The organism is Stenotrophomonas maltophilia, assembly GCF_039555535.1.
GTDB lineage: Bacteria > Pseudomonadota > Gammaproteobacteria > Xanthomonadales > Xanthomonadaceae > Stenotrophomonas > Stenotrophomonas maltophilia_Q.
In genome coordinates this window covers 2,171,129-2,190,605 of sequence record NZ_CP154630.1, presented here as the reverse complement: position 1 = coordinate 2,190,605, position 19,477 = coordinate 2,171,129, and the positions used below count along the sequence as shown (strand labels likewise).

The 19,477-nt window shown below is 67.6% G+C and carries 9 protein-coding genes; 4 read left to right on the top strand and 5 right to left on the bottom strand.

The window, feature by feature from the left end; genetic code table 11:
* Positions 1-189 precede the first annotated feature (189 nt).
* The gene (locus AASM09_RS10120) at positions 190-525 is read left to right on the top strand and encodes a hypothetical protein (protein ID WP_343369001.1); all 336 of its coding nucleotides are present in this window, start codon (positions 190-192) and stop codon (positions 523-525) included.
* A 90-nt stretch (positions 526-615) separates the two neighbouring features.
* Here AASM09_RS10120 and AASM09_RS10115 read toward each other — a convergent pair whose 3' ends face one another.
* Positions 616-1,077 carry a general secretion pathway protein gene (locus tag AASM09_RS10115; RefSeq protein ID WP_180848964.1) on the bottom strand — a complete coding sequence of 154 codons (462 nt, stop codon included), beginning with the start codon at positions 1,075-1,077 and terminating at the stop codon, positions 616-618.
* Between the two features lie 104 nt (positions 1,078-1,181).
* Here AASM09_RS10115 and gspH point away from each other — a divergent pair, with 104 nt between their 5' ends.
* The 3 genes from gspH to AASM09_RS10100 are packed head-to-tail and all read left to right on the top strand — an operon-like array spanning position 1,182 to position 2,598.
* A complete protein-coding gene (gspH, locus tag AASM09_RS10110; protein ID WP_049431571.1) occupies positions 1,182-1,628 on the top strand; it encodes a type II secretion system minor pseudopilin GspH in 447 nt (148 codons plus the stop codon).
* 23 nt (positions 1,629-1,651) lie between these two features.
* Positions 1,652-1,987 (top strand): type II secretion system minor pseudopilin GspI, encoded by a 336-nt coding sequence (gene gspI / locus AASM09_RS10105; RefSeq protein WP_219632006.1) that lies wholly within the window; start codon positions 1,652-1,654, stop codon positions 1,985-1,987.
* Positions 1,984-2,598 carry a PulJ/GspJ family protein gene (locus AASM09_RS10100; RefSeq protein WP_049431585.1) on the top strand — a complete coding sequence of 205 codons (615 nt, stop codon included), beginning with the start codon at positions 1,984-1,986 and terminating at the stop codon, positions 2,596-2,598. The genes gspI and AASM09_RS10100 overlap by 4 nt, the downstream gene beginning before the upstream one ends.
* Positions 2,599-2,860: 262 nt before the next feature.
* Here the strand turns inward: AASM09_RS10100 and AASM09_RS10095 are convergent, their stop codons facing one another.
* The 4 genes from AASM09_RS10095 to gspF form a co-directional block, all read right to left on the bottom strand.
* On the bottom strand, positions 2,861-15,226 hold the full coding sequence (locus AASM09_RS10095) for a filamentous haemagglutinin family protein (RefSeq protein ID WP_343369000.1): 12,366 nt from the start codon (positions 15,224-15,226) through the stop codon (positions 2,861-2,863).
* Positions 15,227-15,416: 190 nt separating this feature from the next.
* Positions 15,417-16,598, bottom strand: a complete 1,182-nt coding sequence (locus AASM09_RS10090; RefSeq protein WP_238378701.1) for a substrate-binding domain-containing protein — start codon at positions 16,596-16,598, stop codon at positions 15,417-15,419.
* Between the two features lie 48 nt (positions 16,599-16,646).
* Positions 16,647-17,831 (bottom strand): substrate-binding domain-containing protein, encoded by a 1,185-nt coding sequence (locus AASM09_RS10085; RefSeq protein ID WP_049431563.1) that lies wholly within the window; start codon positions 17,829-17,831, stop codon positions 16,647-16,649.
* 446 nt (positions 17,832-18,277) lie between these two features.
* Positions 18,278-19,477: a type II secretion system inner membrane protein GspF gene (gene gspF / locus AASM09_RS10080; protein ID WP_049431561.1), complete on the bottom strand. Its 1,200-nt coding sequence runs from the start codon at positions 19,475-19,477 to the stop codon at positions 18,278-18,280.

Genomic DNA, 19,477 nt, shown 5'->3' with positions numbered 1-19,477 from the left:
GTCGTATCGAAGGGAATGGCCATGGAGCGGCGCGTGGGTCTACCAACAGGACGTGTACGTCGCGTCAAAACCGCCAACAGTTTTGTGACAGCACTGTCATCTTTTGACAGCGCCGCAACGCACGCAGGCGGACCCTGCCTTCGCCACACGTCTTCATTGCAGAACGTCGATTGCTGCGGGAGATTCGAGATGCGTGAATCGTTGATGGCGGGCCTGCGCGCTGCCCTCACCCTTGCGCTGTTGCTGGTGTTGCCCCCGGTGCGCGCTGACAAGACGAAGAAGCAGGAAGACGCCGCGCCCTGCATCGAAGTACAGGTCAATGGCGAGCGCATTCCGGCGTGGGACTGCCTGCAGCGCAAACTTGCGCCGGCATCGAAAGCGGCGAAATCACCGGCGCTTCCGGAGGCCGAACGCCTGATGCAACAGCCCGGCAACCAGCTGATGCAGTACAACCTGGAAGGCACGCGACAGCGCATGGGCGATGCCTTTGGTCGTTCCCTGGTGCCACAGCGCCCGGCGCGCTGAGCCAGCGCCTTTGTAGAGCCGAGCCCATGCTCGGCTGTCTTTGCATTCATCGGCGATGCCGCGCAGGAGCAGCCGAGCGTAGGCTCGGCTCTACAAGTCAGCCGGTACGATGCCCTCGGTCGGCACCGGCGGCAACTCAGGCACCGGCAAGCTGCGCGATTGACCGGCCTGGTTCAGTTCCACTGCGCTGGCACTGATGCTGGCCAGTACCGTGCAGGGTCCGAGGCGTTGGCCTGGTGCGTACGCCTCCGCGGGTCGGCCATCCACCGACAGCAACGCCAGCGGCGCGTGTTCACCGGCCATCACGCCGAGCACCACCACCTCCGTCTGCACTGCCCCAGGGGACAGCAGCCGTACCAGCGGCAGGCTGGCCATCGCGTCGAACATCGGACGTACCGGCGGCTCTGCATGTGCTTCGCTGGCAGCCGCGATGGGCGCCACCGCAGACAGGGTGACGCTCCAATAGGCCACCACCGCCAGCAGCAGGGTCCCCGCCAGCAGGGTCAACATGCGATTGCGATCCCAGCGCCTGCCATCCATGTTCCGCACCATCGCCACGGTCGTGTCCACCTACGCTAGCAGCTGTGGCTGACGCTTTTGTTTCATCATGCCGCCCTACGCTGGCAGGTATCGGCAAGGACAGGAGGCGATGCCCGATGCAACGCAGGCCACGCGGTTTCACCCTGCTGGAACTGATGGTGGTGCTGGTGATCATCGGCATCTGCACGGCGGGCATCGGCCTGGGCCTGGGCAGCCTGCTCGACCCTGCGCGGCAGCTGCGCCAGGAATCGGAGCGGTTGGCGCAGCGCCTGCAGGTTGCGCGCGATGAAGCACGCATCGATGGTCGGCCAATCCGCTGGCAGGCCAACGCAGAAGGCTATCGCTTCAGCCGTCGCGACAGCGAAGGTTGGGTCGAGCTGCAGCGCGATGACCTGTTGCGCCCCCAGCAGTGGCAGACCCGCGGGATTGAAGTGCAACCGACGAACGCCATTGAGTTGAGCCCCGAATGGATCGGCGTGCCGTGGGAGCTGGCGTTGTCGTTGGATGGCCGTCGACTGCGTCTTCGTGATGATGGCAGTGGACAATTGCAGGTCATGCAGTGAAGCGGACGCAACACGGATTCACGATGATCGAGGTGCTGATCGCGTTGGCCATCGTGGCCATCGCATTGGCGGCGGTGATGCGCTCGGTGGCGGTGGCGACCGATGACCAGTCGCGCCTGCGTGACCGTCGGCTGGCCCTGCTGTGCGCACAGGACCGCTGGCAGGAGCTGCGCTTGGCCGCGCTGCCACCCAGCGATGCTCGCCTGCTGTGTCTGCAGGGACGCACCCGTTTCCTGGTGCAGCAGCACCTGGGCAGCGGCGCCGACGGGCAACCGCAGCTGGAGCTGAGCGTAGTAGCTGAAGATGCACCGAGGCAATCGCTGGCGCGTCTGCAGCTACCATGGACGGCGTCGCCATGAAACGCACAGTGCGTGGCTTCACCCTGATCGAAGTGATGATCGCGATCACCATCATGGGCGTGCTGGCGGTGATCTGCTGGCGTGCCTTGGACAGTGTCGCCAGCACGGACCAGCGCCTGCGCCGGGCCGATGCCGAGACCACGACGGCGCTGCGCGTGCTGCAACAGTTCCAGCGTGATATCGAGATGCGGGCCGACGATGCGCTGATGAATGGCGCAGTACGTCCGGCAGATCGTCCGCAGCGCCTGCTACCCCCTTCATTGGTGAGCGAACGACATCCGGATGGAAGCTTCGCGTTGGAGATCACCCGCAGTTTGGGCAGCGACGGGTTGCGCTGGCAACGTGTTCGCTGGTGGCGACAGGGAAACACACTGTGGCGGGCCAGCGGCGCTGCAACGGATCGCTACCCTTTGCCCGCACCGGATCCGTCAAAGGGAATCGCGGTGGCGCACGATGTGCAGCGGTTCGAGGTGCGAGCGTGGCAGCCGGGCGCCGGGTGGGCGATGTTGCCCAGCGACGGCGAGGTGCTGCCGGCTACTGGACTGGAGCTGCGATTGGGCCTGCGCGATGCACGTGGGCCGTTGAGCTACCGACGGGTGCTGGAGCTTTAGGGCGCATCCCCGCTACGCATCCACGCAGGGCGTGGATCTACTGCCGAGCCTGCCGCCGGGCGCTCTCCTGCACCCGGCGGCGCCGTGTCGGTGGTCCTCACCGCTGATGGCCGCTCCCTGCCCTCCGTGCCGTCCTGGCTGGGGCCGCCACCCTTCCGTGGCGGCTGGCCCGATGCTGTCCATTCCTGCGGTCCAGCTGCATCCACGCATGGCGTGGATGCACGGTGGGTGCCGACCGTTGGTCGGCACGGTTGCAAGATGCCTAGCGTCGCTGCGTGCCCTCGTCGCGGCTCGCCTGCGGGAACTGGAAGGCACTGTTGGCGTCATAACCGCTGTTGGCAGTGTTGCCACGCGCCGGCGGATTGATGGCGCTGGTGCCACTGCCAAATCCGAGGATCTGCACGCTGATCACCGACGGCTGGTTGCGTCGTGCATCGTCCTGGCTCTTGCGCATCACATCCTGTGCCGCCTGGCTGGCGCTGTTCGCTGCCGCACTGGCCGAAGCCAGCGCATTGACGTTCACCGTGGCCAGCACCGGCAGGCCCTTGCTCTCGCCCTGCACCTGGATGTTGGCCGCGTTGAGTACCTGCAGCGCGGCCAGGTTGATGTTGCCCGAGACACGGATACCCGCTTCGCCCGCGTCGATGGTGCCCAGCGGCGCGATCAGGTCGACGTCGCCCGGCGGCACTTCGGGAATCGGCGCCAGCGTGGCGAAGCCGGCACCGGTGGCCGGCGCCTGCGGCGACAGCAGCACATTGCCCCAGTTGTCGTAGATCCGGCGCGGCGGCGTGTAAAGCAGCGTGGTACGCGAGCCGCGGCCGGCGTTGATGTCGCCCTGCTCGGTCCAGGCCAGGATGTCGCCACCGAAGGCCGTCATGACACGCGACAGGCCCAACAGCACGCTGTCCTGGCTGAACAGGCGGATGTCGCCCTGGCCCTGCGTGATCAGGCCGGAGCTGGCCGGCGGCACCTCACCCGCAACGCCCAGCACGATCTGCCCACCCGGCGCCATCAGCTCGATGTTGCCGCTCGCCTCGGTGCGCACGCCCGAGCCACCGTACATCACGATATCGCCGGTGCGCGGGATCGTCGCTCCCGTTGCATCCTTGTCCGGCATCAGCGTGGCGATGGCTTCGCGACCGCGCAGGTAGGAGCCGAAGCGCGGCCCATCCCGATCGTTGAACTCGCGGCCGCCCTCGCGCAGCTCGGCGTAGTAGACCTGGCGCAGGAAGATGCGCTGCTGCTCCTTCGGCAAGCGATCGAACGCCGCCAGGGCCTCCGCGCCATCGACCGCCAGGCCGAAGCGCTGCTGCAGCCACTGCTTCAGCTCCTTGTCGTAGATCTTCGCCGCCTTGCCGGGTTGCGACGCCAGTGATTGCGCCGGGTCGGCGAGGTTGGACGGATCCAGGTAGCGCGCGCGCACGGCATCGAACGCGATGTTCTGGTTGCCGGCGGTCACTGCAATGCTGGCGCCTGGACGAGTGTCGCCCTGGATCAGACCGCCACGGCTGACGATGCTGCCGCTATCCTCCTGGCGCAGCTGGCGGCCTGCACTGACGTCGACATTGCCTGGACCGAATACGGTCACGTTGGCGTGCACGATGTCACGGCCAGCCTCTACCACGGTCAGATCGGTGCCACTGTTGTTCAGCGCCATCACCGTGCTGCCGAGGATGTCCGTGCCCGCGCGCAGCTGGACCGGTGCGGCCACGTCGTACCAGGTGCCGACCGTGCGCGGCGTGTCTGGGGAGGCCGGCGTCCACTCACCGCCGGTACGCAGCCCGATGATGTCGCCACTACCGGCATAGAAGCGGTTTGGCTGCCCCCCAGCAGCGCGCGGCGTCGCCAGCATCGGTCGATTCGGAGCGAAGGCGAACAACGGGGTGGGGTCCGCACTACCCGCCAGGGAAGGCACCACAGTGCCATCCGGGGACAGATTGGTCAGCCGCAGTGTACCGCTGGCAGAGAAGGCACTGAAGGCCGGATCAAACGGCGATGGCAAGCGGGTGTCGGCCCCGGAACTGCTGATCGCGGGTGCATCGCTGGCGGCCAGGATCGAGCCGCCTGCAAGCAGTTGCAGGCTGCCGTTGGCACCAGGTGCAGTCAGCAGCACGGTCGAAGGATCGGCGCGCGACAGCTTGATGTCACCGCTGGCAGCCACGGCCTGCAGGCGCGAAGGATAGATCCAGTAGGCCGCCCCGCCGGCAGTCACTTCCGCACGGCCGTCCTCGATGCGTTCAATGGTCCGCTGCGCGACCGGCACCACGTCGCCACCGGCGGAGAACAGGTTGATCGCCGTCGACGGTGTCCAGAGCGAGAATCCGCCAGCGCCCAGCAGTCGCGTGCCGTCATCTGCGGTCACCCGGTTCGCGTTGAACAACCTCACCCGGCCGGCATCGGCCGCAGAGGAAAGGACCACGTCGCCCCGGGCCGTCAGATCCGCAACCGAATCTCCCAGCACCAGAACCGGCCCACCCATGGCCGCACTGGTGGTCGATCGATAAGGGTCCATCATGCGCAGGCCGCTGGCGATGGCCTGATAGTTGTTCGGCCCCACGGCACTGCCACCGATCCGTGCAGCCTCGACGCTGAGATGGCCACGCAGGTTCACCAGCGTACCGTTGAGCTCCAGATTCTGCTGGTTTTCGGCCTGCGAGTAGGAGGTAGCCGCCAGCAGCGGATTCAACGCACCGGCACTGCGCAACCGCAGATCGCCGCCACCGGTCTGCACCAGGCGGCCATCGTCGACACGACCGGTCGACGCCACCGCCGCGTTGATCGCCGTGGAATAGCGTCCACCGCCGAGCACGCCCTGGGCATCGCCCTTGGCCGCCGTGACGCCCGCGTTGCGGCCCGCCTCGATATCCACATTGCCGCCACCCAGCGTGCCGATTCCAGTGAACCCGACCATGCGTGGCGTCGACGTGGCCGTCACTCCGGTGATCGCATAGGTACCGAAGTTGACCCACCAGCTGGTCGGCACCGGTTCCACACCGGGCGTACTGCCCGTGCCTTGCCGCCACAACCAGCCGCCGACCGAACTGCTGGCGCTGTCGGCCTTGTCACGATCGGTACCTGCGGACGACAAGGTCGCCCAGGTGGCCCCGATTACGTCCCGGCCGGCAATCACGCTCAGATTGCCACCGTGGTCGGGATACCACGCGCGATAGGCAGCCAGGGCCGCATCATAGTCACCGGTGGCCTGCTGCAGGCCCAACAACGTGCTGCGCCCGTTCAAGGGACTGCGCTCGGACTGGAAGCGTTCGTCGTGGCCGTTGCCCAGCGATGCAGGGGTGCCCGCCGTATACACGCCGAACACCGAACGCATCTGCACATCGCGCGCCGCCAGCAGCTGCAGATCGCCGGTGCCCGTACGCAGCACACTCCACATCGGTGTGCCGTGCCGCGGCGGGTCCATCGTGGTGACCTCGCGCGTCTCGCCCGGCATCAGGCAGAAGCCATCGCTGAGCTGCCCACAGATGGCCTCCTCGGTCATGCCGATCATCTCGCCGAATTCCCTGACGCTGGTTCCCGCAAGGGACGGATCGCCCGCGAGTTCCTCCGCGCCCAGCTCGGTGAAGATATACGGCGAGGTGATGCAGCTCGCGGCCACGCTGCACAGTGCATCTTCCTCCCGGCCCAGGTGCACGGCCAGGTCCTTGATCGTCCGGCCCACCCAGGAGCCGTCAACCCCCAGCCGTTGCGCGCCGTCTGCGGTCAACAACCGGTCGCGGATGAACTTCATCTGCTTGCTGGCATCGCGGATCGCACCGTAGTGCGTATCGGACAAGGTCAGGTCACCGCTTGCACCGAAGCGGCGCGTACGCGGGTCCGCAGCGTCGATGTCGGCGCCGGCAACGAGTGACACGTCCCAGGAAGTGGAGCCTTCAGGCAGCATCTGCGCCAACGCCCAGTTGCGTCCCTGGCGTCCATCACTGCCGGTCGGCCGCAGCTTGATCGGCGTGCCACCCGGTAGTTTGACCGTGGCCATCGAGGGGATGAGTGCACCGCGCGCCAACGGCGTGCGCGCCGCCAGGCGCAGTTCGATCGGCAGCGGTACGCCGGCCGGCCAGGTGTGGCCGGCCACGTTGGCCTCGCCACGAAGCTGGAAGCCTGCAGAGAGCTTCGCTCCGGCCGGCACCGACAATGGCTGCGCCAGTACGCTGCCCGCCGGATGCACCTGGCCGTCAGCGAGCTTGACCGCCGCCGCCAGCACCGTGCCTGCGGGCAATACCAAAGGCCCGGTCAGGGTCATGTCGACCGGCAGCGTCGTGCCCGCCGGAAGTTTCACGGCCTGCACCTGGATGGCGTAGTTCAGCACCGCGCTGGCCGGGAACCGCGTGCCGATGTCCAGCACGACGCCATCGCCGGGAGCCACCAGGTCTGCACCGAACGGGGTGACACCGAGGCCGAACACGGCGCCCTCGACCAGTTGCCAGCCCGCGTCGTCCGGACTGGCCGGGGGCGGCGCAAAACCATCGTTGATGCTGCCGTAGACATTCAGGTCGCCGGCGGCACGCAGGCGCATCGCACCGGATTCACCGAAACCGCGGCGTGCTGGATCCTGGCGGTCGGATTGCGGGCCATAGCGATAGCCGGACAGGTCAAGGTCACCACTGACGGTCAGGTCGCCCTCGGGATTGGCGGCCGACGCAACACCAATGATGTCCACGCCCGGCCGCAGGCGCACGCTGCCCAGCGCCGCCAGGCGCGCCGACAGATCGGCGTTGCCCAGCGCCGCGTTCATCCAGGCCGTGCTGGCCGGATCCACCACGGTGTCCAGCCAGGCCTGGGTGACCATCTGCGAGCGATGGCCGTTCACATCCGGCGTGGTCGCCAGCGGCGCATCCTCATAGCGACGTACCGCGGTGACGAACACATCGCGTGCGCCCATCACCTGCAGCCCTGCGTCACTACGGATCGCTGCATCCGAGCCACCACTGCGCGGCACGTTCAACGCGAGCGTACCGCGCGCCCGGCCATCGTTCTGGCCAGGCGCCGTGCCCACCGCGACCCCGGTGCCGCTGCGCAGGTCGACCCTGGCAGCAGGGCCGAGTACCAGCGTGCCCGATCGGCTCTCCAGCTCGACGATGGCGCGGTTGGGGCTGTCGATGATGCCGCCGTAGCTGTCCACGCGCAGCGCGGTGCCATGTGCATCCAGAGTGCCATCCACCTGCAGGCCGTCCCGCGCGGCCAGGCGGATGCTGCCCACCTGCTCGCCACTGGCGTCGATCCGACCGCGAACCTGCAGCGCGCCACCATCAACACTGATATCGACCTTGCGCGCCTTCACCTCGTCGCCGATCAGCAGGTCGCCCTGCTTGAGCTGGAAGCTGCGTGCTCCGGTCACGCCATCGCCGGTCAGGCGCTGGTTCAGACCGCTGAAATCGTGCAACTGCTGCGCACGGACCAGCAGTTCGCCACTGTCGTAGGGCACCACGCTGCCGCCCACGTCCTGACGGCCCGACGCCTGGCCAAGGATCCGGCCAGCAAGGTCGACACGCCCATCACTGGCACCGAGTGCGGTCACGGTCAGGCGGCCGGCACGATTGTTGCGGGCAGACAGATCGATGCGCGAGGCCGCGTCGGTCTGCACGCTGCCGTCGCCCGCGGTGAGTTCCGCGTCGCCGCCCCAACTGTAATTGTCGACGTCGAACAGGCTGACCTTGCGCCCGGAGAGATCCAGATCGGCCCGGCTGCCCAGGCGCAGTGAATGGTCGGCGTTGGCCGACAACCTGCCAGAGGCGAGCGCGAACCGTGTATCGAGCACGATGTCGCCGGCGCGAAGATCGAGCTCGGCGCCGAGGGCGTCTGCGCTGCCACCGGTCGTGGTACTGCGCGCAGACAATGTGCCACCTGTCTTCACCGCCAGCTTGGCCCCGGCCTCGCCGGTGATCAGCGGCGCCTCGATATCCAGGTTGCCCCCACTGAACACCCAGCCCTTGCCCGCCACGTAATCGCCTTGGCGCTGGTAGACCGTCAGGTCACCGCTGCCGGCAAACACCAGCTGGCGCGCGGCCTGCAGGTTCACTCCGGCAAAGCCCAGCACCTGGCGCCCGGCATTGGCTTCCGATGAGGGGCGCGAGCGCGTCGACGGTGCCAACCGCAGCGTGTCGGTGATGATGTCCAGCTGCCCGCTTCCCAACCGGCTGGCGATTGCTGGCCCCACCGGCTGCGTCTTCGCATCCCCCAGTACCGACGTGGCGCCCTGCTGGCCCGACCAGGTCAGTTCCGCAGCGAAGATGCGTGCGCGGTCGTTGCTGTCGCCGTAGCCATGGATCGCCGGCGCGCCCAGCACCAGGCTGCGCAGGCTCGGCTTGCCCGTTGCGGCATCCCGCGTGTCCAGATCCACGCTGCCGAACACGTTGATCGCCTCGGCAGCGTTCAGGCGCAGGGTCTCCAGTGCAGGCGCGCCGACAGCCGTATTACCACGCAGGAGATCGCGCAGGACCTGCTGGTTCAGCATCAGGCCCGGTGGCAGCGCCGAGGCACCCGCCGCCCGCGCGATGGCTTCGGCCGTGCCCAGGTTGATATTGCCCATGCCCAGCGCCAGCTCGCGCGTGCCGTACACGGCGCCCTCGCGCAGCTGCAGCTGCCCACTGGATGCAACATTGATGCTGCCCTCCGATACCAGGCGGGCCTGGCCGGCGCAGGTAGCGCCCGGATCACAGGCGCCAATGTCGATGTCGACGCGTGTTCCGGCCGTTCCTGTGGCCGCAGCCAGCACTTCGGGGTGGTCATTGGAAACGGCCAGCAGCCCACCACCCACCTGGTAGACATAGCCCAGGCTTGACGGCAGCCCGGCGGCGCCCAGCCCAATCGTGTCGATTCCTGCCCCGGCCTCGACCACGATGCCGCGCCCACCTTCAACCGCACCAATCAGGACTTCCGGCGCGCGCAGCACGGCGCCACTGCGCACCACCACGTCCTGGCCAATGCCCATGACATCGATGACGGATGGTGCGACCGAGCGCAGGCGTGCATTGATGACCAACCGCGAAGGCTGCAGCGCATTGAGCGCATCGGCTTCGATGGTCGCCCCCTGCGGGTCTGTGCCAGTGTTGCCACCCGCCGCGATGATCTCCAGCGAGCCCACCGAGCTGACCCGTGCAACCTCCACGCTGCCGCCGATCCCGCCACTGCCAGCGGTGGGCTGGAAGCGTGCCTCACCCTGGAAGCGCAATGCAGAGGCCCCCTGGCGGCCGGCACCTGCGCCCAGCTCAAGCCGCAGCGTGCCCGCATCGACCGTCTGCCACCCACGTGGCAGGCCCAGTCGCTGCGCGCTGGCAGTCACGAAGGCGTTGTAACTGGTCTCGTTGTATCCGGAGTGCCGTCGCACGGTCGCCGCCGGGGTCAGCAGCAGGTCCGTCAGCAACGGTGATACCGCACCGCCCAGTGCGTCGGCCCGATGGCCGGCCACCCGCCATGAGCCGGTCCCGGTGGCCAACGCGGTCGTGGCGCCGGTCGCGCCACTGGCGCCGAGCTCGACCCGGTACGCCCCTGGTTGCAGCGCAAAGCTGGCCGGCAGCAACGTGTAGGTGCCCGCTGCCAGGCCCGGCACGCCTGCCGGCACCACGACCTGCTGGCCCACGGCCGGATCGGCCGAGCCATCGGACAGGCCCAGCGGGGCGGCGCTGCCTGCATAGCCCGGCACGATGGCGTAGACCTCATTGCCCGGCTGGCTGAAGCCATAGCGTGGATTCGCATCAGCCAATGCATGGCGCAGGATGTCCACCGAACCGCCACGGCCACTGACAAAGGCCGCGCCGGTCAGCTCACCGCCACCCGACATGTCCAGCACCGCGCCCGGTGCCACGTCGGTCTCGCTGCTGACCAGACGGACGCCGATCGGCAGCGCGCCACCGCCCACATTCCTCGGCTCAACGACTGCACCATCCAGGCGCCATTGGATGCCATCCAGCGTGCCACCATAGGGCAGGCTGAGCCCTGCGCCGCTGGTCGAGGTCAGGCTCCCCGGCAGCAATGAGACACGTGAGGCCAGCACACTGTTGCTGTCGGTCCCGCCCAGCACGATGCTGCCCATGGGTGCGCGCACCACGCCCGCCTGCTCGACGGTCGCCGCGGTGAGCATAAGGCTGCCCAGTGCCGACAATGGCGTTGCCGGTGCGACGCCCCCCAGCCCATTGATGCGCAGCAGGCCGGCCGCATCCTTCCATCGCGGATCGGCTGAAACGGCGACAGGATCCAGCCCGGCGCCAAGCCGACCGGACGCGCCGGCCACCGGATACACCTGAGCGGCGGTAATCTCCAGGCGTCGCGCTGCAAGCAGCTCGGTATCGAGCGCACCTGCGCGCGGATTGCCCTTCAGCAGCCGCACGTCACCGCTGCTGCGCAGGGCGACATCGTCAAAACCATCCAGCCGCACCGTGTCGCGCACATCGATCAGTTGCGCATCGGCCTGCAGCCGGTGCTGCTGCCCGGATGCCAGCGGCACGTCCGCGCTGACCACGGTGGTCTCGCCGGGAATCACGGCCCAGCTCGGGCCGGACAGCTTCAGATAGGGCGCCTGCAGCGTGATGGATCGGGCCGCCGCAGCGCCCGGCAACACGCCGACGGAACCTGCCAGGCGCAGGCTCTGCCCCATCCGCAGATCGATGTCGCCTTGGCTGCGGACCGCGGTGAACAACGACAGGTTGTCGAACCCGCCGTCGCGGATCTGTTCCACCGACAGCGTCGCGTGGCCATATGTGGGTGCCGCCGGCGTCGACGCTTCCTCCCGCTTCTGGCTGAGGGCGAGGAATCGGGGGGCACGCACGCCCTCACTTGCGCTGGGTGCGTAGACACCCCCGCCGAAGGCGATGCCCAGGGTACCGCCGCGCGCACCGGCACCTCCGGCCGCGGCGTGCAGATCGCCCTGCAGGTAGAGTGCATTGGCCGAGCGCAGCACGATCTCGCCGCCATCGCTGTCCACCTGCTGGGTGCCCTGGCCGTCGATATGCAACGCCGTTGAACTGCCATCGGCACGCAGCCGCGCACCCCGCTCGACCACGATGAACGCATCCACCGGGCGATCAGTGACGTCGCCGGCGCCTTCCCAATCCAGGGCACCGCCAATCTCGATGCTGCCGCCCTTGCGCACCCCCCCGCGCAGCCGCTGGGCTGAATCCTTCACGCTGAAGGCATCGCCACTGACATCCAGTTCCGCCCCGTCCGCGATGCGGTAGGTGCGGCTGTTGGGTTGCCCGTCAAACAGATCAATGGCCGTGCGCACGTCATCCAGCCGGATCCGGCCACCGGCCGCGTGCAGGCGCCCTTCCACGGCGATGTTGCCCGCGCCCCGCAGTTCAATGGACTGTGCCGGATCAACCTGCACGCTGGCACCCTTGCCGATGCGCAGATCACCGCCGCGGTTACCGAACTGCGAGCGCAGCAACAGGCCCGCACCGGCCCGCTGGCTGATGCGGCCGCTCAACGGATCGGCGCTGTAAAGCGGGGCCAGCCACGCCTGCACGGCGTCCTCGCGGGTGACCGCCTTAAGCGCATCGCTGGCCAGGCGCAGGCCCGGCATGACCACTTCCACCTGCGCACCATCGGCCACTTCAAGACCCTGGTGCGCGTTGATGTCGTACTGGCTGAAGCCAGTGCCGAACAGTGCGCTGCGCAGCGTCAGCACGCCGGCGGCCTGGCCTTCGCCACCGATGCGGACATGCCCGCCATCGGTCAGCGACAGGCTGCCACTGCCCTGGCCCAGCGCGCTGATGCGCGCATCGTCGGCCAACGACAGCAGGCCGACAACCCCTCTGCCGGTGTCCAGCGTGTTGGCCTGCAGGCCGACGCTGCCGCCCTTGCCGATGCGCGCCTTGCCGGCGCTGTCGACACGGCCGCCGGCGTCTACGCTAAGCTCGCTGCCACGCCCGACCACCACATCCTGGCTGTTCTCCAGCTGCAGGCGACCGCCATCGCTCCACGCCTGGCCCTGCGCCGCGCCGGGGTCCAGCAGCAGATTGCTCCAGCGGCCGGCAAGGTCGATGCGCGCGCCATCGGCGATCTCCACCCGTCCACGCCCGGCCTGCAGCAGCGGAACCACCGGGCTGCCGGTTACCGCCAGCAGATTGCCGGCCTGCAGCTGACCGCCTGCAATACCGATATCACCGCCGAGGCGGATGTCACTGGCGGTCAATACCAGCTGCCCGCCATCCTGCAGGCGCAGTTTCCCCTCGATGCCGATGCTGCCGGCAGTGGCCAGGTCCAGGCGTCCCCATTGCTGCTCGCTCAGGCGGCCCGCATCCAGCCACAGGGTGTTGCGCTGCGGTACCGGGATCGGCGCCTGCAGCGTCCAGTCAGCCACGGGCACCGCGCCATCAGCGATCCGCACCTGGGTGTCGAAGACCGCATTGCGCCCTGCGTTGTCATAGCGCCCCAGCCACAGCTGGGCGTTGCGGGCCACCGCGGTCTGTGCCTGCGCGTAGCCGTCCTTGCCCTGGTCCGGTGCTTTGGCCTGCTGAGCGCCCTGGAACACCTGGGTGTTGATGTCACCCTGCAGCACCGCGGTCGGCGCGGAGATCACCAACCGGCCGGCATCGCGCCCCACGGTATAGCCGTTGTCGACCCGCTCGCCCGGCGCCACCAACGGATTGCGGAACGCCTCATTGACGCCCCAGCGCTGGTGATCAACCTCGAACCCCTTGTACAGGCCGGCGTACTGCATCTCCGCCGGCGCATCGTCCAAGCGGTACAACCGCCCATCGGTGCCGCGCAACCAGCTCTGCTTGATCACGCCGGACTGCACATCCAGGCTGCCACCGGCCAGGTTGATCTTCGACCCGCCATGGGTCACCACCTCGCTGCCGTTCAACTGCACGGTGCCGCCCTGGGCCGCCCATTCGCCGATCGAGTGGCGCTGGTTGTCCAGATAGCCGCCCACTTCCAGCAGCCCGCCACCGGCATACCAGCGCTCGGCGGCATAACCGCCGGTACCGGCTGCGACGCGCTGCAGTTCACGACGATCGATCCAGACTTCGCTGCTGATCAACGTGCCATTGTCGCGGTTGTCCGGCGAATCGCGCAGTTCGTTGCCCTGCACCTTCACCTGCACGTTGTTGCTCTCCATCGCCACGCGCACACCGACTGCGCCGGAGACATCGACCTGCGCCGCGTTGCCCACGTAGCTGCGGCGTGCCGCATCGCCGACCACCTGGCCGCCGGTCGCAACGGTCAACGAGCCATCCTTGAAATTGATGTCGCCACCGGAGACGATCTCCACGCGCGACTGGTCACGACGGTCCTGCAGCCGCGAGAGGTTGTCGAACGTGCCAGCGCTGCTTGCCGCACGCAGCACATCCTGCTCCGCCGAGGCCTTGATCAACGCATCGCGCTGGCTGTCCAGCACCGCGCTCTTGCCGTCGTCTTCGATCAGCACTGCGGTGGTTGCACCGGATTGCAGGGTCACCTGGCCCTGGCGGTCGCTGATCGCGTTGAGCAGATGGATGGTGCCGCGCTGGCCCAGCGTGGTCGTGGCGACGGCAACGCCGGCCTGCTCGACCCTGCGCCCGGCCAGGGTGATGTCGCCCTCGCGCGCCTGGATCAGGCCACTGTTGCGCACGTCGCCGGCACTGCTGCCCTGCACGAAGCGCGGCGCGATCTCGTTGCCGGCCGTGGTCGACGCGGTGTTCTGCGCGGTGCCGACGCCGCGACGGATCACGAAACTGTCACCCGCCGCCAGCTGCGCCTGGCCCTTGCGCGTCTCGATCTGGCCGGCGTTCTCCACGCTGCTGCCGGCCAGCAGCACGTAGCCGCCGCCACGGGTGGCGCTTGAAGGATCGTGGGTGGCGATGCGCGCGCCCTGCTCCACCATCACCTTGCCGAAGGCCTCGGTCAGCGCGGCAGTGGTGCCGTCGGCACTGAACAGGCCGTTGTCGCGGAACTGCCCATCACTGATCCGTGCGGCAGCGGCAACCAGGTTGCGGACGTTGACCTGGCTGTTGTTGCCGAACACCACGCCATTGCGGTTGGCCACGAACACCGTGCCATTGGCCTTCAGCTGGCCGAGGATCTGGCTGGGCCGGGCAGTGGGGTCGTTGACCCGGTTCAACACCGCCCAGTCCGCATTCTGCTGGAAGGTCAGCGTGGTGTTGCCGCCGATGTTGAAGGTTTCCCAGTTCAGGATTGCCTTGTCCGCCGTCTGCTCCACGCTCACCTGGACCCGGCCATCGCTGCCCTGTGAATGGATCGCCTCGCGCGCATTCAACCAGCCACGGGTGAGCGGGTTTTCATCGACCTTCAGGCCGTCCTTGCCCAGCCCGTCGGCCACGATGAAGCCAGCCTCCCGACGCGCCTGCCGGGCCTGCTCCTGCAGCCGCTGCTGCAATGCAATGGCCTGTGCGGCGGTGCCGAGGTTGTCGATGGATTGCTGCAGCTTCTGGCGTGCGGCGTCCTGCTGCTGCGCCGGCAGCTGGAACTGGATCGGTACCCCGTTGGGCATCCGTCCGCTCTGCGCTGCCGCGCCCTGGGCCGCACCGCGATCAGCGAACCAGCCAGGACTGAAAGCCTGCTGGGCCTGGCTGGCGGGAGCGACCACCGTACCCAGCGCGACTGCGACGGCCCACGCCATGGGGTGACTGCGGCGCAGCATGGACGGACGGGAAACGGTCGTGAGCGGATGCGACATCTGGACCTCGTCAACCTGATTGGGCGGCCGCAGCCGCATCACTGTCTGATGGATGGGGCGATGGGTGCCCTGCCCCTGTTAGACGAGGCCGGGGGCGTGAAGCCGACATCAAGAAAGCATTCGCCACAATGAAAAAGGCGCCGGCAATCGCGCCGGCGCCTGTTCATGGCATCGCGCCAACACCGCCTCGTCACGGACGACCGATGCCCGCGCAGGTGCTCGGGTTGTTCAAGCCCGTCGGCACGCCCGCCACGGCGAACCGGCTGCGGATGGCTTCGGCCCAGGCGGAGGGCAGCGGAATGAACCGATGCGCGGTGACGGCCGCATCATTCCGCCTGGCGTAATGCGGAATCAGAAACACCCGCAGCGACATCGCTTCCCAGACCTCGGCATAGCACTGGCTGAAGATCAGGTTGGTGGTGCCGACGATGGGATAGCCCACGGGCGGGTAGCTGTACGTCGGCACCCAGTTTTCCGGTCGCTCTGCCGCAGAGCCGGTCGGAGGCGCGATCGAGTTCAAGGTCGCGCGCACGCTGGCGTCATCGGGCGAGTAGCCGCGCACCTTGGCAACGCGGGTTGGATCGGACAGCGGTGCGGCGATGTCCGGACCGCTGTATCCAATGGCACCGGCGGTGGCCAGTATCCGGTCGTACTGTGCCTGCTCGCTGGCTGCAGCCACGAAGTTGGTGGGCAATGCAGAGAACAGCGAAGCAAAATCGCGGGTGGTCCTGAACGTGCCTCCCACCAGCCTGGAACCCTCGGTATCCATCCGTGAGCACGCCGTGGACAGGAAGCGGGTCAGCAGTTCAGTGGTTCCGCCTTTCTCGGCGCGGTAGACCACCGTGACCACGCCGGCACGGCCAGGATCGAGGTCATTCCAGTACTCGACCTTGCCCGAAAACAGGCGGCACAGCTGCGGCACGCTCAGATCCAGGGTGCCGCCGGGCGCGTTGAACGGCAACGCAATCGCCAGGCCGGCTACGGGCACCTGGACGAGCGCACCAATCTGCTTTGCATGAACGGTGTTGTATGCGTGGATCTCGGCGCTGGTCAGCACCGATTCGGTTGCGATGAAATGGGGCGGCCGGGTCTCACCGGCAGACTCGGGCACATTCTCAAGGAACGCCCGCCGCGCAGGTTCATCACCCACAGCGCGATAGGTCACGTTGGCCGGCAGGATCCTGTCCGCCGATTCCGCATAGAGCTTGGCGGGCACACCCGATCCCGCGCCCTTGATGGGCAGGACCTTGACCTGCGCAGCTGCGGTTCCACACAGCGAGGCACCGATGCACAGCGCTGCCACAACCAATGTACGTTTCATCTTCCTCTCCCTTGGGTACCCACGTCCTTGCCGGCCCGGGCCGACACGCAAGAAGGCGCCGACCTCGCGGCCGGCGCCCTTTTCAGCAGTACCGCTGGATCAGCGGCCGACGCCGGTGGTGCAGGTGCTGGGGTTGCTCAGGCCGGTAGCAGCCGAGGAGGAAACCAGGTTGGCAGCAACCGCTTCACGCCAGTCCTGGGTCAGCGGGATGAAACCGTGCGCACGCACCGCGGCATCGTTGTTGCCGGTCGCGCCCACGTTGTAGTGGTTCTGCAGGAAGTCGCGGATCGCATTGCGAGCCAGGGCGACGCGGTAGCACTGGCCGAACACCAGGTTGGTGTAGCCAGCGATCGGATAGCCCGCCGACGGGTTGGTGAACACCGGCACCCACTTGGCCGGGTTGGCGATGTCGGCAGCCGAGGACGGCGGAGCGATGGTGTTCAGGGTGGCAGCAACGCTCACTTCATCCGGCGAATAGCCCTTCAGCTTGGCAACCTTGGTCGCGTCCTGCAGGTTCGGGATCACGTCCGGGCCCACATAGCCGATGCGACCGTCAGCGGCGTACACGGCGTTGTACAGCGCGGTGCCACCGGTGGCCGGCGCAGCGACGAAGTTCGACGGCACGGTGGTGAACAGGTTGGCGAAGGTCGACTGCACCGAGAAGGCCGGCGCACCGTTGGTCAGCTTCAGGTTGGTGCCGGCAACGTCGCCCGGCTGGCAGGCGCTGGCCAGGAAGCGGGTCAGCAGCTCGCTGGTGCCGCTGCTCTCGCCACGGTAGACAACCTGGATCGGGCCAGTGCGGCCGGTGCCGGTGCCGGACCAATCGGTGATCTTGCCCGAGAAGATGCCGCAAGCCTGGGCCACGGTCAGGTCAACGGCCGAGCCAGCCTTGTTGAACGGAATGGTGACCGAGGTGGCGACCGACGGCATCTGCAGCAGCGGGCCGAACTTGGTGGTCGAGGTCGCGGAGTTGTAGGTGGTGTTGTAGGTGTCGATTTCGGCCTGGCTCAGCACCGAGTCGCTGCCGGCGAAGTGGACGTTGCCGGTGCCGGTCGGGATGAACAGCGCGATCTTGTTTTCCAGGAACGCCTTCTTGCCGGTGCCCGAACCGGTCACGGCGTAGCTGAAGGTCGACGGCAGGATGCTGTCGGCCTGGCCCTTGTACAGATCGGCCGGCAGCGAAGCGCCGCCGCCGTTGACGAGGGACTGCTGGGCCGAAGCGGCACCCGCAGTGGCGAGCAGCGCGGTGGCAACCAGCGCGGCCAGGGTCTTGTACTTGTTCATGATCTTCTCCTGAAGGGTTTACTGCGAAGGGAAACACCAAGGGAGGAACGGTCACTACACGCCTGCTGCCGCCGAGGGCCTCCCAGCCCACTCTGCGGCGACGTGGCTATGCTGGTCGCCGCCGATGACAGGCCGCTTAAGAAACCTGTGGAAGATCGAAAAAAGGTGTGGAGGATTGTGTGGAGAATCGGCTGGATGGAATCGACTGATGGAATCGGCCGGCTAGAGCCGACTGGGTAGAGTCGACTGTTAGTCGACTACCCTTCACCCGCAGTAGCAGTACGAAGCACGCGCTCTGCGCGCTAGTCGACTAACAGTCGACTCTACCCGTGATGCGCTTTGCGCATCATTGCACCAAGGGGTTGAGGATGTCAGTAGATCCACGCCATGCGTGGATGGATCACCCACCACGCGGGCCGTACGACGTATCCACGCATGGCGTGGATCTACTGCACCAACTGATTCATTTCCATGATCGGCATCAGCACGGCCAGCACGATGGTCAGCACAACGCCGCCCATCACCAGGATCATGGTCGGCTCCAGCAGTGCGGTCAGCGCCATCGCACGACGTTCGATCTCACGCGAGATCGTCTGCGCGGCGCGATCCAGCAGCGGTGCCAGCGAACCGGTTTTCTCGCCACTGGCCACCAGGTGCACCAGGATCGGCGGATACACCTTCTGTACCTTCAATGCCGCACCCAACGCAGCCCCTTCGCGCACGCGTGCGGACACGTCATCGGCGCAGCGCGCCAGCAGCGCATTGCCCAAGGTCTGCCGGGCAGCTTCCAGTGCACGCAGCAGCGGCACACCGGCATCCAGCAGAATCGCCAGCGTAGAGGCGAAGCGCGCACTGTTCACGCCCAGCACGAAGCGTCCGACCATCGGCACCCGCAGTAGCATCGCGTCCCAGCGCAGGCGCAGCTCGGGCCGGCGCAACGCCAACCGCCATGCCACCACCAGCGCAGCGATGCCGAGCCCTGCCCACACGCCCCAACTGCGCACGAACGCGCTGGCCGCCAACATCACCTGGGTCAGCATCGGCAGCGTCTGCCGCGCCTGTACGAACGCGGTCACCACCTGTGGCACCACGTAGCTGAGCAGGAAGATCACGATCGCCACCGATACCAGGCTGATTGCAGCCGGGTAGATGAAGGCGGTCAGCACCTTGGCCTGCAGCGCATTGCGCTCTTCGATGTAGTCGGCCAGGCGCTCCATCACCCGTGCCAGGTCGCCGGAGTCTTCACCGGCGCCCACCAGCGCCCGATAGATCGGCGGGAAATCGCGTGGTCGCGCGGCCAGCGCCACGGTCAGGCGCTGGCCGCCGCGCACATCGGCGCGCACTGCGGTAAGCGACTGCGCAACATGCGGGCGCTCGGCCTGTTCGATCACCGCACTCAATGCGCCTTCCAACGGCAGGCTCGCGGCCAGCAGGCTGGCCAACTGGCGGGTGGCCCAAGCCAGCTCGCTGGCGGACAGCCGCCGAGCGCCCCACCCACTGCCGGCACTGCGCGCCGCACTCACCTGAACAGGAGTCAGCCCGCGCCCACGCAGCACCTGCCGAGCACCGCGTGGGCTGTCGGCATCCAGCTGCCCTTTCTCGATGCGGCCCTGCGCGTTGGCAGCCTGGTAGTCGAACAGTGCCAT

Bases quoted from the DNA above. Each gene is read 5' to 3' on its own strand.
- AASM09_RS10100 (WP_049431585.1), top strand. From the start codon at position 1,984: ATGAAACGCACAGTGCGTGGCTTCACCCTGATCGAAGTGATGATCGCG.
- AASM09_RS10085 (WP_049431563.1), bottom strand. From the start codon at position 17,831: ATGAACAAGTACAAGACCCTGGCCGCGCTGGTTGCCACCGCGCTGCTC.
- gspI (WP_219632006.1), top strand. From the start codon at position 1,652: ATGATCGAGGTGCTGATCGCGTTGGCCATCGTGGCCATCGCATTGGCG.
- AASM09_RS10095 (WP_343369000.1), bottom strand. From the start codon at position 15,226: ATGTCGCATCCGCTCACGACCGTTTCCCGTCCGTCCATGCTGCGCCGC.
- AASM09_RS10120 (WP_343369001.1), top strand. From the start codon at position 190: ATGCGTGAATCGTTGATGGCGGGCCTGCGCGCTGCCCTCACCCTTGCG.
- AASM09_RS10115 (WP_180848964.1), bottom strand. From the start codon at position 1,077: ATGGTGCGGAACATGGATGGCAGGCGCTGGGATCGCAATCGCATGTTG.
- gspF (WP_049431561.1), bottom strand. From the start codon at position 19,477: ATGGCACTGTTCGACTACCAGGCTGCCAACGCGCAGGGCCGCATCGAG.
- gspH (WP_049431571.1), top strand. From the start codon at position 1,182: ATGCAACGCAGGCCACGCGGTTTCACCCTGCTGGAACTGATGGTGGTG.